This is a genomic window from Yersinia kristensenii, from assembly GCF_900460525.1.
GTDB lineage: Bacteria > Pseudomonadota > Gammaproteobacteria > Enterobacterales > Enterobacteriaceae > Yersinia > Yersinia kristensenii.
Genome location: NZ_UHIY01000001.1, coordinates 4,415,511 through 4,431,768, shown reverse-complemented (window position 1 = coordinate 4,431,768; position 16,258 = coordinate 4,415,511). Strand labels below are relative to the sequence as shown.

The window sequence follows — 16,258 nt, the reverse complement described above, 5'->3', positions numbered from 1 at the left end:
CTTTTGGGCGAACCATGTCGACAAGCGTTTTTAACCGTCGTTGGGCGGCATTGCTACTGGAGGCGTTAAGTCGCCACGGTGTGCGTCATATTTGTATTGCACCGGGTTCCCGTTCGACACCGCTAACCTTAGCGGCGGCGGCCAATCCCTCACTGGTTTGCCATACCCATTTTGATGAGCGCGGCTTAGGGCATCTGGCATTAGGGTTAGCAAAAGCGTCAACTGAGCCGGTGGCGGTGATTGTCACGTCCGGCACGGCAGCGGCCAACCTTTATCCGGCCTTAATTGAAGCTGGATTGACCGGTGAGCGCCTGATTTTATTGACCGCCGATCGCCCGCCGGAATTGATTGATTGTGGTGCTAATCAGGCCATTCGTCAGCAAGGGCTGTTTGCCAGCCACCCGACGGTCAGCCTTAATTTACCCCGGCCAACACCGGATATTCCCGCCCGTTGGCTGGTTTCCACTATCGACAGTGCCATGGCGCAATTACACCATGGCGGGCTGCATATTAACTGCCCGTTTGCTGAACCGCTGTATGGCGGCGATGAGCAACTTTATGCTGACTGGTCTGCGACCTTGGGGGACTGGTGGCAAGATTGCCATCCTTGGCTGCGCCAATCCGGTTATTTGCCGCAAATTCAGCAAGCTGACTGGTTTGTCTGGCGTCAAAAGCGCGGGGTTATTATTGCCGGGCGCATGAGCGCAGAAGAGGGGGAACAGCTAGCGGAATGGGCAGAATTACTCGGCTGGTCATTGATTGGTGATGTGCTCTCACAGACCGGCCAGCCGCTACCTTGTGCGGAGTTGTGGCTCCAGGATCCCGATGCGCAGCGCGTGCTGGCGCAGGCGCAGATTGTCTTGCAGTTTGGCAGCAGCCTGACCGGCAAGCACCTGTTGCAATGGCAAGAGCAATGCCAGCCGCAAGAATACTGGCTGGTCGATAACTTACCGGGCCGCCTTGATCCCGCGAATCATCGTGGGCGCAGAATTATTTCTCCGGTGAATGAATGGCTGAAGCAACACCCGGCACAGCGCCGCACCCCTTGGGCTGGCGAACTTATTTTATTGTCGGAAAACGCTCATGCTCATGTCGCTGAGGCGCTGAACGAACAATTCAGTGAGGCGGCGGTGGCCCATCTGCTGGCTGAATTATTACCCGAAAATGGGCAGCTTTTTGTCGGTAACAGCTTGATTGTCCGCTTGATTGATGCACTTGGTCAATTACCGGCGGGCTACCCGGTTTACAGCAACCGCGGTGCCAGTGGCATTGATGGTTTGCTGTCGACCGCCGCCGGTGTCCAGCGCGCCACCGCCAAGCCGACGCTGGCTATTGTCGGGGATTTATCCGCCCTCTATGACCTTAATGCGCTGGCCTTATTGCGCCAAAGTTCCGCCCCCATGGTGTTGTTGGTGGTGAACAATAATGGCGGGCAGATTTTCTCTCTGCTGCCAACCCCAGAGGCCGACCGCCAGCGTTTTTATTGCATGCCGCAAAATGTGAGTTTTGAGCATGCCGCCGCGATGTTTGGTTTAGGTTATGCCCGCCCAGAGAGCTGGCTGATGCTCCAGCAACAGGTAGAACAATGCTGGCACCACGGCGGTGTCACACTGATTGAAATACAGGTGCCGCCGAGTCAAGGGGCAGAAACCCTGCAACAACTGGCGCAACAGGTGGCCCAATTATGACGCTGGCATGCCGGAAACTCAGCCCGCATTCCCAATCTTCGGCGCAGCAATATAGCGGGCCGTGGCTGGTATGGCTGCATGGTTTGTTGGGAAGCGGCGAGGATTGGCTGCCCGTTGCACAATTATGCGGCGACATTCCCTCACTGCTGGTCGATTTGCCGGGCCATGGCAAATCGGTGGCCCTGACCACCCGTGGCTTTGAAGATATCAGCCGCCAGTTAAGTGAAACATTGCAAGCTAATGGCATTCGCGAATATTGGCTGGCGGGCTATTCTTTAGGCGGCAGAATCGCGATGTTTCATGCGGGTTATGGCAACCCTGTTGGCTTGCAAGGGCTATTGGTCGAAGGGGGCAACCTTGGGCTGGAAAGTGATGAGCGGCGAGAAGCGCGCTTTCAGCAAGATAGCCAATGGGCAGAGCGCTTTCGCCATGAACCTTTGCCACAAGTGCTCACCGACTGGTATCAGCAGGAGGTATTTGCTGACTTAGCGCCACAACAGCGTGAGCAATGGGTGGCGGTGCGCGCCAATAATTATGGCCCAGCGGTGGCTGATATGCTGGAAGCCACCTCACTTGGGCATCAGCCTTGGTTGCTACCGGCGCTGCAACAGCTTCGCGTCCCGTACACTTATCTGTGTGGTGAGCGCGACCACAAATTCCAGCAATTAGCTCATCAATATACATTGCCATTACGAACACTGGCCCGTGCCGGACACAATGCTCATCGGGCGAACCCCGGCGCATTTGCTGCACAGGTGCTGTCGTTTTTGTCGCAGTCTTCATATTTATCATTTACCCGTTAAAGGAATGCTTATTATGCTTTATCCGAGCGAAGAACAACTGTACGCCGCGATTGACTGGCAGGATTGCTCCGCCGGATTTGAAGATATTCGCTATCACAAATCCAGTGATGGGATCGCCAAGATCACCATCAACCGCCCTCATGTGCGTAATGCATTCCGCCCATTGACGGTGAAAGAAATGATTCAGGCGCTGGCGGATGCTCGTTATGATGACAATATCGGCGTCATCATTTTGACTGGCGAGGGCGACAAAGCTTTCTGCTCCGGTGGTGATCAGAAAGTTCGTGGCGACTACGGCGGCTATCAGGATGCCAGCGGGACTCATCATCTGAATGTGCTGGATTTCCAGCGCCAGATCCGCACCTGTCCGAAACCTATTGTAGCAATGGTTGCCGGTTATTCTATTGGCGGCGGGCATGTATTGCATATGATGTGCGACCTCACTGTGGCGGCTGATAATGCCATTTTTGGTCAGACCGGGCCAAAAGTCGGTTCATTCGACGGCGGCTGGGGTGCGGCCTATATGGCGCGCATTGTCGGCCAGAAAAAAGCGCGCGAAATCTGGTTCTTATGCCGCCAGTATGATGCTAAACAAGCATTGGATATGGGGCTAGTGAATACCGTGGTGCCCGTCGCTGATCTGGAAAAAGAGACAGTGCGCTGGTGCCGTGAAATGCTGGAAAACAGCCCGATGGCACTGCGCTGCTTGAAAGCGGCATTGAATGCCGATTGCGATGGTCAAGCGGGCCTGCAAGAGCTGGCGGGCAACGCCACCATGCTGTTCTATATGACCGAGGAAGGTCAGGAGGGGCGCAATGCATTTAATGAGAAACGCCAGCCAGACTTCAGCAAATTCAAGCGTAATCCGTAATGCGCGCGGCCACACTCTACCGCTATAGCATCCCGATGGAAGCGGGGGTGATACTGCGCCATCAGCGGCTAAAAAGCCGCGATGGATTGTTGGTTAAATTGCAGCAAGGCGAGCAGACCGGCTGGGGGGAGATTGCGCCCTTGCCGGAGTTCAGTCAGGAAACCTTGGCAGAGGCGCAAGCTGGTGCTATCACCGAGTTACAGCGCTGGGTCAATGGCGAACAGCCGGAACTCAGCGTATTGCCTTCCGTGGCCTTTGGCCTCAGTTGCGCGCTGGCGGAGCTTGCAGAATTATTGCCGCTGACGGCGGATTACCGCAAAGCTCCGCTGTGTACTGGTGATCCAGACGAGCTGTTTGCCGTGTTACAGGCTTTGCCGGGCGAGAAAGTCGCCAAGGTGAAAGTCGGGCTGTATGAAGCAGTGCGTGATGGCATGATTGTCAATGTGCTGCTGGAAGCCTTGCCGGATTTAACCTTGCGATTAGATGCCAATCGCAGTTGGACACGTGCTAAAGCCGAGGGTTTTGCCAAGTATGTGAACCCCGAACTGCGCTCCCGCATTGCGTTTTTGGAAGAACCCTGCAAAACCCGCGCCGAATCCCGTGAATTTGCCCGTGACACTGGCATTGCTATCGCCTGGGATGAAAGTGTGCGCGAGGCGGATTTCAAGGTAGAAGCCGAGCCCGGTGTGGCGGCGATTGTCATCAAACCGATGCTGGTGGGCAGTATCGCCCGCTGCCAGCAATTGGTGCAGCAAGCGCATCAAGCGGGGTTGGTGGCGGTTATCAGCTCGAGCATTGAGTCGAGTTTGGGATTGACTCAACTGGCCCGACTGGCGGCTTGGTTAACTCCAGCAACCGTGCCGGGGCTGGACACCTTGAACTTGATGCAAGCGCAAGTTGTTCGTCAGTGGCCGGACAGCGCTCTGCCATTGGTGACAACCGATCAACTGGACGTGCTATGGCACCGCTAGAGGATTGGCTTGGGGGGAATTTATTTCCATGGCAGCACTGGGCCAATCTGCAACCTCGGGCGACAGCTATTCGTTCGGGGTCGCAACGGATCAGTTGGCAACAATTAGCCACTGAGATTGATAATCTGGCGGCGGGGTTTCAACAGCAGGGGGTGATTCCCGGCTGTAGTATCGTGCTGCGGGGCAAAAACAGTGATTCACTGCTGCTGGGCTATTTGGCGGCCTTGCAGTGCGGCGCGCGCGTTTTACCGCTCAATCCGCAATTACCCGAGCCATTGCTAGCACAACTCCTGCCGCAGTTAGCTATTGATTTTATGCTGAATTTTTCCGAACCGCTGCCCGCGCAACTCAGCTTCATCCCGTTGGATTTCAATACTGAACCTGGCGCGCCAGACTTTGTGAACTGGGATAGCCAACGGCTGGCGACCATGACACTGACCTCTGGTTCCTCTGGCCTACCCAAAGCGGCGGTACACACATTGGCTGCCCACCTTGCCAGCGCTCACGGCGTATTACGATTGATGAATTTTACCGCTAATGACAGTTGGTTGCTGTCATTACCGCTGTTTCATGTCTCGGGGCAGGGCATTGTTTGGCGCTGGTTAAGTGCTGGCGCGGGCTTAGTGATGCAAGCGGGGATGCCGCTATCTGACGCGCTGGTTGGGTGCAGCCATGCTTCACTGGTGCCAACCCAACTTTGGCGTTTGTTGGCGAGTGCAGACCAAGCGCTCACCTTAAAAGAAGTGTTGCTGGGGGGCGCGACTATTCCAACTGCGCTGACCGCGCAAGCTGAAGCCCGTGGGGTTCGCTGCTGGTGCGGTTATGGTCTGACGGAATTAGCCTCGACGGTGTGTGCTAAACGCGCGGATGGTTTAACCGGCGTGGGTATCCCGCTAGAAAGGCGGCAAGTGAAGCTGGTTGACGGTGAAGTGTGGGTGAAAGCAGATTGTCTGGCCGCCGGTTATTGGCGACAGGGTCAGTTGCAACCCATAACCGACAGCGATGGTTGGTTCCATACCCGTGACCGTGGTGAATGGCAACAAGGCGAACTGCGGATTCTTGGGCGGTTGGATAATCTGTTTTTCAGTGGTGGCGAGGGTATTCAACCCGAGGATATTGAACGCGTTTTGTTGCAGTATCCGGGGGTGCAGCAAGCTTTTGTTATTCCTGTCGCGGACACAGAATTTGGTCAGCGGCCCGTGGCGGTGATTGATGCTGATGAGGCGGTGGATGATGCCGTTTTAGCGAACTGGTTAGCGCCGCAGTTGGCAATATTCCAGCGCCCGGTGGCCTTTTACCGCTTACCGGTGGAGCTTAAAAATGGCGGGATTAAGATCTCGCGGCGGAGTGTGGCTGATTGGGTGGTTACGTTGAATTGAATTCAATGGGTGATTGGGTTAATTGGGTTCGGTTGTTAAAACTTCACGGCTCACTTAATCTCCATCGCCTCAACCGCCAAAGGGGTTACAAGCGCGTAACCCCCTTGGAACCCCTGCGCTGGCGCGAAATATTGCCCTGCGGGTAAACCTCCTGCGTCTTTCGGGCTGACGAGCCAGCGCGATGGGCGTCCTTGCCCGCTCACTCTACCCTCCTCCTTGTCGGCAATATTCCTGATTGCGCTTCAACGTCAAAAGCCAAAAGCCAATTCAAAACCACGGTTTTAGGTTTTGACGTTAAAAGCACATTTGAGCAGCCGAGTGAAGAGTGTAGCAAGGGAAATCCGGCATGGACGCCGGATTTAGGCGTCACGCGGAGAGACCCGCGACAACACTGCGAAGCTGTTTTGAACAACGCTTGCGTTGGCCCGGAGGGTAGCCTCGAAGAGGCTATAATAGCCGTCCCGTCAGCGAAATGATGAGTGAGGGAATCCACGTAGTGGACAAGCGATACGTGCGCAAGCGTGGGATTGTCAAGGGTGTGCGCTTACACACCCTTGACCGGTTGAGGCTACGGAGGTTAAGTAAACTCAGTTGCTTTAACAACCGAACCCGACTACCTAATTAACAACCGCCCCCTCTGACCTAATAGTAATAAACAAAAACGCTAATTTAACCCAAGAGCCTTCTTCACACCGTCACCATAATCAGGGTGAACTTGTGTAAATAATGCTACCTGACGGCGTTGAATTTCCTCAGGAACTTGTGATAACTCACCGGCAATACGGGCGAACATCCGCTGATGCTCCTCTGCACTAAGTAAGTTGAATAGCGCCCGTGGCTGAGAGAAATAATCAGTATCTTCACGGTGATTCCAGTGATCTGCGGCCCCTTCCAGCGTTAATGGTGGCTCACTGAAATCAGGTTGTTCCTGGAATAAACCAAAACTGTTTGGCTCGTAAGTTGCCCCATTGCCACTGTTACCATCAACGCGCATAGCGCCGTCACGGTGATAATTATGGAACGGGCATTTGGCACTGTTCACTGGGATTTGATGATGATTCACCCCTAAGCGATAACGCGCGGCGTCACCGTAGGAGAACAGACGGCCTTGCAACATACGGTCAGGAGAGAAACTTACCCCCGGCACCACGTTGGCAGGGTTGAATGCGGCTTGTTCTACTTCAGCAAAATAGTTTTCTGGATTGCGGTTCAGTTCGAAGAAACCGACATCAATCAGCGGATAATCGCCGTGCGGCCACACTTTGGTTAGGTCAAATGGGTTATACGGGGTTTGTGATGCTTCATGCTCTGGCATCACCTGAATTTGTAGGTTCCAGCGCGGGAAATCACCGCGTTCGATTGCTTCATACAGATCACGTTGGGAGCTTTCACGATCGGTCCCAACCAGTTTTTCAGCCTCATCATCCATCAGGTTTTCAATGCCTTGCTGGCAGCGGAAATGGAATTTAACCCAAAAACGCTCATTGGCGGCATTGATAAAACTGAAGGTATGACTGCCGAATCCGTGCATATGGCGATAAGATTTTGGTAGGCCGCGGTCACTGAAATCAATAGTGAGTTGGTGCAGAGATTCAGGAAGCTGGGAGAAGAAATCCCATTTATAAGTCGGGTTGCGCAGGTTGGTACGCGGGTCGCGTTTCACGACGTGGTTCAGATCCGGGAATTTCAATGGGTCACGTAAATAGAATACCGGTGTATCATTGCCGACCAAATCCCAATTGCCTTCCTCGGTGTAATATTTCATCGCAAAGCCACGAATATCACGTTCGGCATCGGCGGCCCCGCGCTCGCCCGCCACGGTTGAGAAACGCACAAACATTTCAGTTTGTTTGCCTATCTCGGCGAAAATTTTTGCGCGCGTATATCGGGTGATGTCGTGAGTGACAGTAAATGTACCGTAAGCGCCAGAACCTTTAGCATGCATGCGGCGTTCAGGGATAACTTCACGATCGAAATGGGCGAGTTTTTCCAGGAACCAGACATCTTGCAGTAACATGGGGCCACGTCGGCCAGCAGTGACGACATTATTATTATCAACGACGGGGGCGCCAGCTGCAGTGGTTAATCCTTTCTTTTTGCTCATCATTTTCTCCAGTATTGCTGTTGAATTGATTGCTTGTCGGGTGTTTTAAAGCATTACATTTCGCCAAAAGCCTGATTGGTAAAATAATAACTTAAACAACATCAGCGAGTTATTCCTTGATCTCCACACTAGTTGTAGCCTTATTAGCGGCATTCAGCAAATAGGCACGCCTTATCGTTATCATTGTTTGCATAAGCCACTTTAATGGCATAATGATTTACAATCATTTGAAATACTGTGGTATTTAATCGGTTTTTCCGTGTGTTCATGCTATTTTTTTCGGTTAAACTCGGTACAGGAAAATCTGTCGGCCAACAGTAGGTCACGGGTGACATCACGAATAATGAGAGAATAATATGAAGAAGCATTTAATCGCCTGCGCTGCCAGCTTGCTGTTTGTAGCAGGTTCAGCCAGTGCAATTAGTTTTAACGCTGAGACTGGGCGTCATTACACCAATTTAGGGTTCGGCCTTGGCACTAATACCGGCGGTTTGGCTATCAGTGGTAACTGGGCCCGCAGTGACCATGATGGTGATATCTACGGCATGGGCTTGGGCTTCAATTTACCTATTGGCCCCATGATGGCGACTGTCGGCGGGAAAGGCATTTATATGTCACCGGAAGATGGCAGCAATGGTGGTGCGATAGCGATTGGCGGCGGGTTAACTTACCCAATCAACAAGTCATTCAGCTTATACGGCGAGGGTTATTTCGCGCCAGAAGAGCTGACCAGTGGGATGAAATCCTATAGTGAAGCCAATGGTGGCCTGCGTTGGAATGTATTCCGCCCGCTGACTGTTGATGTCGGCTATCGCTATATCAATATGGAAGGTAAAGAAGGGCACCGCGATAACCGCCTGGCGGATGGGGTGTATATCGGCGCAGGTTTAGCATTCTGATTTAACACTGTTTCAAAAGGGCGCATTCCTGACAGGATATGCGCCCTTGTTGTATTGGCGGACTGAATTACCCAACAGCCGGTAATGCGCCAGTAACAATCCCCACCTGAATACCAATCACCAGCACGCCACAGGCAAATACCGCTGCCAGTGCCGGTTTCCCGCCCCAAACGCGGTAATTACCCCGATGGACTTTACGTGCTTTCCACGCCAACATTGCCGGTAGGATTAAGGCTAATACCGATAAGGCGACAGCGGCAAAGCCCAGCGCCATAATAAAACCACGCGGGTAAAACAGCGCAAACAGCAGTGGTGGCACAAAGGTGATTGCGCCGGTTTGCAGGCGGCCCCGCACTGAGTTGCGGCGTTTAAATAAATCAGCCAGATAATCAAACAGCCCCAGAGCGACCCCCAAGAATGAGGTTGCCAGCGCTAAATCGGCAAACAGGTGAACGGCCAGCTCAACATGGGGTGAGGCCACCACATCGCGCACAGCTTGTAATAACCCATTCAACCCGGCTTGCTGGGCTAATATTCCGACAAAAGTAGGGGAGGAAATTGCCCCTAATGTCGCTAACTGCCAGAAAATATACGCAATTAATGGGATCGCACTGCCGATAATAAACACCCAGCGCAGTTTGCGAATATTCCCGCCCATATAATTGACAATACTTGGCACGCTGCCATGGAAGCCAAATGAAGTGAAAATGACTGGGATAGCAGAAAGCGCTAACCCTTGTTCCAGCGGCAAGGTCAATAAGTTGGTTTTTTCGATATGCGGCATCATCAATGACAGCATGACTATCAGAAAGATAATTTTGGCGCTGAATAGAATGCGGTTAAATAAGTCCACAGAGTGGGTGCCAATACACACCACCCCACCAGCAACCAGTGTAAACAATAATACACCGAGATAAGTGGGGAATGATTGCTGAGTCCATTGGCTGATGCTGGTTGCCAGTAGCTCGCCTGCACCACTGATGTAGGCGGCAGTCAGCGCATACATCAAAAACATCATGCTGAAACCGGTGAGCCATTGCCCCCGATTGCCGAGATAGCGCTTAGCTAAAGTACCAAGCCCAGTATCTGCCGCTTCGTGCTGATAGACTTCTACCAAGAGTAATGCGGTGTAACACATTAATACCCAAAGAAAAACTAATAGTGCGAGGGTGACGCCGAAACCGACTCCCGCCGCCGCCAGCGGCATTGCCAGCATACCAGCACCAATAGTGGTACCCGCAACGATAAATATACTGCCCAGAGTGCGATTCTTCACGCTTTCCTCTACTACATGACGATTTATTGGAATTATTGAGCAAAAGAGGATAATGGATTGGCATATTTGTGTCAAACAAGCGTTACGATGGATGTAAACTTATAATTACGTAGATGGGGCATTGAAAATCGCCTTTCATTGGGGCTCATCATTCTGATGATGGATAAACGTTGTGTTTATGTAATCAGATTCATAAAGTAAATGCATGGGCAGCAACGGAGAAGAAAATGATCAGAGTTGAAATGTTGAGTACCGGAGATGAAGTGCTGCATGGGCAGATTATTGATACCAACGCCGCATGGCTGGCAGATTATTTATTTAATCAGGGTTTGCCAATCAGCAGCCGGGAAACTGTCGGTGACTCGCTTTCCGCTCTTATTGAGGTGTTGACGGAGCGGAGCCAGGTTGCTGATGTGCTGATTGTTAATGGTGGTCTGGGGCCGACCAGTGACGACTTGAGTGCTTTGGCCGCGGCGCGCGCTGCCGGGACGGAGCTTATCGAGCATCCAGAATGGATTGCGCGGATGGAGGCTTTCTTTCAAGAGCGCGGCCGCGTGATGTCATCGACTAACCGTAAACAAGCGCATATTCCGGCGAATGCCGAAATGCTGGATAACCCGGTCGGCACCGCTTGTGGTTTTGCTTTACAGCTCAATAAATGTTTGATGTTTTTCACCCCAGGTGTACCGTCTGAATTTAAAGTGATGGTTGAACAGCAGATTATGCCGCGTTTACGTCAACATTTTGATGTGGCAGAACCGCCATTATGTTTGCGAATGACCACCTTTGGCCGCTCGGAAAGTGATCTGGCACTTGAGTTAGACTCACTGCCGCTCCCGGACGGCGCGGTGCTGGGCTATCGCTCATCCGCTCCCATTATTGAATTGAAGCTCACCGGGCCAGCTTCGCAACAATCGGCGATGGAGGCGGTTTGGCAACAGGTCAAGGCGGTAGCGGGCGATAGCACAATATTTGAAGGCACGCGAGGCTTACCGGCGTTGCTGACTGAGCAATTGACTCAACGCGGGCTGTTATTAGCTGTCAGCGAACAATTTACCGGTGGGTTGCTGCACTGGCAGTTACAAAGCGCCGCCGCACCTTTGGCGGGAGGCGAGCTGTTACCGGCGCATTGTCAGGAATCATTAAACGAGGTTGCTGGCCGTGCGCAATCATTATCGATGTTATGTGGTGCGCAGGTGGTATTGGCAGTGAGTGCCATGCAAAACGATCGCCTGAGTATTGCGCTGCATACCCCTGAAGGGACTTTTGCCCAGACGGTAGCTTATCAGGCCAGCCGCCATAGTTTGCGTATCCGCCAAGAAAGCAGTGCTATGCTGGCCTTAGATATGCTGCGCCGTTGGCTGAAAGGCAGCCCAGTTTGTGGACAGCACGGTTGGCTGGAGGTGGTTGAGATTTTGTAATTTTCACTGAGGGGCTGTAACACAACACCGAAAAAGGCCGAGTCAGCCTTTTCCGGTGTTCGTGTGGATTATTTCACTTGCGCATTTCTGACTTCGTTGCCAGCTTCCCAAATCCGGTATTTCACATCAACCCCCTGTGGTACATAAACCACGATTGGCAGGCGGCTGTTATAACGCTGCATGGCGGCGTCACCCAGATTAGCGGCAATAAATTGCGGGCGACGAGTGTTATCTGAGCACGCCATCATGGTAGAGGCAGGTTCTGAGATTTTATCCATCACCAGGTAATCAAAACCCCAGCCCGATAAGGTTCTGGTTTCCAGATTGCCACTGAGCATATGGCGGTTGCAGTCAACTTCAATAGTTTTTCCGATCAGTAATTCCACTTTGAAGCGGTTTTCATCTTCTTGTGGATCGAGGAAAATGACCTGACGGCTCATGCCTTTTTCTGCTGCGGGATAAGGCGCAATCTTCTCTAACGGCTGTTGCTGATTAAGCGGTGGCTCTGTAGCGGCAATAGTGCTGGCCGATGCTACCATTAACAGACTGGTTATTGCGATTGACAGTCTTTTCATCTTTTGTCCCTATGATTTTGATTCCAGATGCAAAAATATCATCTATTCAGCTTACTGATTATAGGTGAAATCCGATTAGAAGGAATATTCCTTTTATGTCCTCAATAATTCGAGTTGCAGGAAGGCGGCAACTGAATAACAAATCGGTCTGGAACCGATTTGAACCGCATTTATGCTAGCCCGCAGGGTAAGCCTCAAGGATGAGGCTCATTAATCCCCGAGAGTCAGGATCAGTTGAAGACAGTGGCTTGCAGCTTGAAGTATGACGGGGAGATTAAAGTTCGATTTCAATATCGCCCTTTGGCTGACAGCAACAGGGCAGAATCTCGCCGGCCTGAATAAAAGCTAAAGGTTGCTGCAAATAGCACACTTCGCCTTTGAGCAAGCGCAGGCGGCAAGAGCCGCAATAGCCGGAGCGGCATTGGTATTCTATTTGTACCTGATGGTGTTCAAGTGTTTCTAATAAATTTCGGCTATTAGCGGGGCAATTCAGTTGAGCACCGGTGGTGCTCAACTTCACAATATCCCCGTCATCTTTCAAGTTGCAGCGGTGTTGGCTGCCATCACTTACCCAAGTCATTGAGTTATCTCAACTCCTTGGATGCATTCAGTTGCCGCCTGGCTGCAACTCGAAATCTATTGGGTATAAGCTTCATGGATTACAGCTCGAAATCACTCAGGTCGTCAGCACTGATTTCTGAATCAATTTGGCCGACCAGATAAGAACTGACTTCAACTTCCTGCGGTGCAACCTGCACGTTATCAGACACTAACCAGGAGTTGATCCATGGGATTGGGTTGGTGCGGGTATTAAATGGCACACCCAGACCGACCGCCTGCATGCGGATGTTAGTGATATATTCCACATATTGGCACAGGATCTCTTTGTTCAGACCAATCATTGAGCCGTCACGGAACAGGTATTCTGCCCACTCTTTTTCTTGTTGCGCCGCCAGAACAAACAGGTCATAGCATTGTTGCTGGCATTCTTCAGCAATTTCAGCCATTTCCGGGTCATCTTCCCCTGAGCGCATTAAGTTAATAATATGCTGGGTGCCCGTCAAATGTAGGGCTTCATCGCGAGCAATCATTTTGATGATTTTGGCGTTGCCTTCCATCAGTTCGCGCTCGGCAAAGGCAAAGGAGCAGGCGAAACTGACATAGAAACGGATAGCTTCCAGCGCATTCACACTCATTACACACAGATAAAGCTGCTTTTTCAGCTCGCGCAGATTGACCACCACGGTTTTACCATTGACCTGATGGGTACCTTCACCCAGCAGATGGTAGTAACTGGTCATCTCAATCAAATCGTCGTAATACCCTGAGATATCTTTGGCGCGTTTGAGGATCTCTTCGTTGGTCACGATATCATCGAAAACAATCGAAGGGTCGTTAACGATATTGCGGATGATATGAGTGTAAGAACGCGAGTGAATAGTTTCAGAAAACGACCAGGTTTCTATCCAGGTTTCCAGCTCAGGGATGGAAACTAGCGGCAACAAGGCCACGTTAGGGCTACGGCCCTGAATAGAATCCAGCAAGGTTTGGTATTTCAGGTTGCTGATAAAAATGTGTTTTTCGTGATCTGGCAGGGCGTTGTAGTCGATACGATCACGGGAGACGTCAATTTCTTCCGGACGCCAGAAAAACGAGAGTTGTTTCTCAATCAGTTTTTCGAAAATAGCGTGTTTTTGTTGGTCGAAACGCGCCACGTTGACGGATTGACCAAAAAACATCGGCTCGAGTAACTGGTTGTTTTTATTTTGCGAAAAAGTGGTATAGGCCATGATTTCCTCAGGGGCAAATGAAGAGGCCGCGCGATGAATGCATTGGCTATCATCGCGCAGGCCTGAACTCAAAATCAGATCTTACATGCACCGCCTTCGCAGTCATCATCACCCGGCTGACTTTGGATATCTTCCTGTACATCATCAGCCCCATCACGGGTGTTTTGATAGTAAAGGGTTTTTACGCCAAATTTGTAAGTGGTGAGCAAATCTTTTAGCAACTGCTTCATCGGTACTTTGCCAGACGGGAAGCGGGTTGGGTCGTAATTAGTGTTCGCTGAAATTGCCTGGTCGACGAATTTCTGCATCAAACCCACCAATTGTAGATAACCATCGTTATTTGGCATTTCCCACAGCAGCTCATAAGCATCTTTCAGGCGCTCATATTCAGGAACAACCTGACGCAGAATACCATCTTTCGAGGCTTTGATACTGACATAGCCACGTGGCGGTTCAATGCCATTGGTGGCATTGGAGATCTGCGAGGATGTCTCGGACGGCATCAGCGCGGACAGTGTGGAGTTACGCAGGCCGTGAGTTTGAATGTCCTTACGCAGCGTTTCCCAATCGTAATGCAGAGGTTCGTCGCTGATAGTATCCAAATCTTTCTTATAGGTATCAATTGGCAAAATACCCTGTGAATAGGTGGTTTCGTTGAACCACTGGCAAGCGCCTTGCTCACGGGCCAGCGCATTGGAGGCTTTCAGCAAATAGTACTGAATGGCTTCAAAGGTGCGGTGAGTCAGATTGTTGGCACTGCCATCGGAGTAACGGACGCCATTCTTCGCCAGATAATAAGCAAAGTTAATCACACCGATACCCAAGGTACGGCGGCCCATGGCACCACGTTGTGCTGCGGCAATCGGGTAATCCTGATAATCGAGCAGGGCATCCAGCGCACGTACGGCCAGTACAGCTAAGTCTTCTAAATCATCAAGGCTGTCAATGGCACCCAAGTTAAACGCCGACAAAGTACAGAGCGCGATTTCACCATTTTCGTCGTTGATGTCATTCAACGGCTTGGTTGGCAAGGCAATTTCTAAACACAGGTTTGACTGGCGCACCGGCGCAATTTTCGGGTCAAACGGGCTGTGGGTGTTGCAGTGATCCACATTCTGAATATAGATACGGCCAGTAGAAGCACGCTCTTGCATCATCAGGGAGAATAACTCAACCGCTTTTACGCGCTGCTTGCGGATGCTGCTATCTTGCTCGTATTTGACATAAAGGCGCTCAAACTCGTCTTGATCGGCGAAGAACGCGTCATACAGGCCCGGAACATCGGATGGGCTGAACAGGGTGATGTCTTCGCCTTTCAGCAAGCGCTGATACATCAGTTTGTTGATTTGTACGCCGTAATCCATATGACGCACGCGGTTGCCTTCAACCCCCCGGTTGTTTTTCAGCACCAACAGGCTTTCAACTTCCAAGTGCCACATTGGGTAGAACAACGTGGCCGCACCGCCACGTACACCGCCCTGCGAGCAGGATTTCACCGCAGTTTGGAAGTGTTTATAGAATGGAATACAACCGGTATGGAAAGCTTCGCCGCCGCGAATTGGGCTGCCCAGGGCTCGGATCCGGCCCGCATTGATACCAATACCGGCGCGTTGTGACACATATTTCACAATGGCGCTGGAGGTGGCATTGATAGAATCCAGGCTGTCGCCGCACTCAATCAACACACAAGAGCTGAACTGACGGGTTGGGGTGCGCACGCCGGACATAATTGGCGTCGGCAATGAGATCTTGAAGGTAGAAATCGCATCATAGAAACGCTTGATGTAATCCATCCGGGTTTCGCGCGGGTAATTAGAGAACAAGCAGGCGGAAACCAGAATGTACAGGAATTGGGCGCTTTCATAGATCTCGCCGCTGACGCGGTTTTGCACCAAATATTTGCCTTCCAACTGCTTAACCGCAGCATAGGAGAAGTTCATATCGCGCCAATGGTCGATGAAAGTGTCCATCTGTTCGAACTCTTCTGCGGTGTAGTCTTCCAGCAGATGTTTGTCGTATTTGCCCATATCCACCATTTTCGTCACATGGGCGAATAATTTTGGTGGCTCAAACTGGCCATAGGCTTTTTTGCGCAGGTGGAAGATAGCCAGACGCGCCGCCAGATATTGGTAATCCGGTGCATCGCGTGAGATCAAATCTGCAGCAGCTTTGATGATAGTTTCATGGATATCAGCGGTTTTAATGCCATCATAAAACTGAATGTGTGAACGCAATTCTACTTGAGATACTGAGACGTTATGTAAACCTTCCGCGGCCCAGTCGATGACCCGGTGGATTTTATCCAGATTGATGCGTTCTTTACTGCCATCGCGTTTAGTAACAAGTAGGCTTTGGTTCATGTATTCGTGACCTTTTTTCCCCTGATTTCGTGTCCACACAGCACAAATTAACGCTCTCCATGACTGAAATAATCATTGAGGGCGTAGTGTGTTGTTCAGTATGTAAACACAATATATAGGG

At 51.3% G+C, this 16,258-nt stretch carries 14 protein-coding genes; 7 read left to right on the top strand and 7 right to left on the bottom strand.

Annotated features, from left to right (window positions below; genetic code table 11):
* Positions 1-14: 14 nt before the first annotated feature.
* Genes menD through menE form a run of 5 tightly spaced genes read left to right on the top strand, consistent with a single transcriptional unit; the run spans position 15 to position 5,712 of the window.
* Positions 15-1,688, top strand: a complete 1,674-nt coding sequence (gene menD / locus DX162_RS20580; RefSeq protein WP_004389415.1) for a 2-succinyl-5-enolpyruvyl-6-hydroxy-3-cyclohexene-1-carboxylic-acid synthase — start codon at positions 15-17, stop codon at positions 1,686-1,688.
* Positions 1,685-2,491: a 2-succinyl-6-hydroxy-2,4-cyclohexadiene-1-carboxylate synthase gene (gene menH, locus DX162_RS20575; RefSeq protein WP_032819375.1), complete on the top strand. Its 807-nt coding sequence runs from the start codon at positions 1,685-1,687 to the stop codon at positions 2,489-2,491. Before menD ends, menH begins: the two co-directional genes overlap by 4 nt.
* Before the next feature lie 13 nt (positions 2,492-2,504).
* Complete coding sequence (menB, locus tag DX162_RS20570; protein ID WP_032819376.1) at positions 2,505-3,362, top strand: 1,4-dihydroxy-2-naphthoyl-CoA synthase; 858 nt, start codon at positions 2,505-2,507, stop codon at positions 3,360-3,362.
* Positions 3,362-4,333, top strand: a complete 972-nt coding sequence (menC, locus tag DX162_RS20565; RefSeq protein WP_004389417.1) for an o-succinylbenzoate synthase — start codon at positions 3,362-3,364, stop codon at positions 4,331-4,333. The genes menB and menC overlap by 1 nt, the downstream gene beginning before the upstream one ends.
* Positions 4,321-5,712 carry an o-succinylbenzoate--CoA ligase gene (gene menE, locus DX162_RS20560; RefSeq protein WP_032819378.1) on the top strand — a complete coding sequence of 464 codons (1,392 nt, stop codon included), beginning with the start codon at positions 4,321-4,323 and terminating at the stop codon, positions 5,710-5,712. Before menC ends, menE begins: the two co-directional genes overlap by 13 nt.
* 50 nt (positions 5,713-5,762) lie before the next feature.
* On the opposite strand, the gene DX162_RS22380 is transcribed toward menE, so the two are convergent.
* Both DX162_RS22380 and DX162_RS20550 read right to left on the bottom strand, forming a co-directional pair.
* Positions 5,763-5,915 (bottom strand): hypothetical protein, encoded by a 153-nt coding sequence (locus tag DX162_RS22380; RefSeq protein ID WP_004389419.1) that lies wholly within the window; start codon positions 5,913-5,915, stop codon positions 5,763-5,765.
* Between the two features lie 461 nt (positions 5,916-6,376).
* The gene (locus DX162_RS20550) at positions 6,377-7,816 is read right to left on the bottom strand and encodes a catalase (protein ID WP_172439424.1); all 1,440 of its coding nucleotides are present in this window, start codon (positions 7,814-7,816) and stop codon (positions 6,377-6,379) included.
* Positions 7,817-8,172: 356 nt separating this feature from the next.
* Between DX162_RS20550 and DX162_RS20545 the strand changes: the two genes are divergently transcribed.
* Positions 8,173-8,715, top strand: coding sequence for a YfaZ family protein (locus DX162_RS20545; RefSeq protein ID WP_004389422.1), 543 nt, complete (start codon positions 8,173-8,175; stop codon positions 8,713-8,715).
* 67 nt (positions 8,716-8,782) lie between these two features.
* On the opposite strand, the gene tyrP is transcribed toward DX162_RS20545, so the two are convergent.
* Positions 8,783-9,991, bottom strand: coding sequence for a tyrosine transporter TyrP (gene tyrP, locus DX162_RS20540; protein WP_004389423.1), 1,209 nt, complete (start codon positions 9,989-9,991; stop codon positions 8,783-8,785).
* A 227-nt stretch (positions 9,992-10,218) separates the two neighbouring features.
* Between tyrP and DX162_RS20530 the strand changes: the two genes are divergently transcribed.
* A complete protein-coding gene (locus tag DX162_RS20530) occupies positions 10,219-11,412 on the top strand; it encodes a nicotinamide mononucleotide deamidase-related protein YfaY (RefSeq protein ID WP_032819381.1) in 1,194 nt (397 codons plus the stop codon).
* Positions 11,413-11,480: 68 nt separating this feature from the next.
* Here DX162_RS20530 and eco read toward each other — a convergent pair whose 3' ends face one another.
* The 4 genes from eco to nrdA form a co-directional block, all read right to left on the bottom strand.
* Positions 11,481-11,987: a serine protease inhibitor ecotin gene (gene eco / locus DX162_RS20525; protein ID WP_032819382.1), complete on the bottom strand. Its 507-nt coding sequence runs from the start codon at positions 11,985-11,987 to the stop codon at positions 11,481-11,483.
* A 274-nt stretch (positions 11,988-12,261) separates the two neighbouring features.
* Positions 12,262-12,567, bottom strand: coding sequence for a class I ribonucleotide reductase maintenance protein YfaE (gene yfaE, locus DX162_RS20520; RefSeq protein WP_004389427.1), 306 nt, complete (start codon positions 12,565-12,567; stop codon positions 12,262-12,264).
* 79 nt (positions 12,568-12,646) lie between these two features.
* A complete protein-coding gene (gene nrdB, locus DX162_RS20515; RefSeq protein WP_032819455.1) occupies positions 12,647-13,777 on the bottom strand; it encodes a class Ia ribonucleoside-diphosphate reductase subunit beta in 1,131 nt (376 codons plus the stop codon).
* A 74-nt stretch (positions 13,778-13,851) separates the two neighbouring features.
* Positions 13,852-16,137 (bottom strand): class 1a ribonucleoside-diphosphate reductase subunit alpha, encoded by a 2,286-nt coding sequence (nrdA, locus tag DX162_RS20510; RefSeq protein WP_004389429.1) that lies wholly within the window; start codon positions 16,135-16,137, stop codon positions 13,852-13,854.
* Positions 16,138-16,258: the final 121 nt, after the last annotated feature.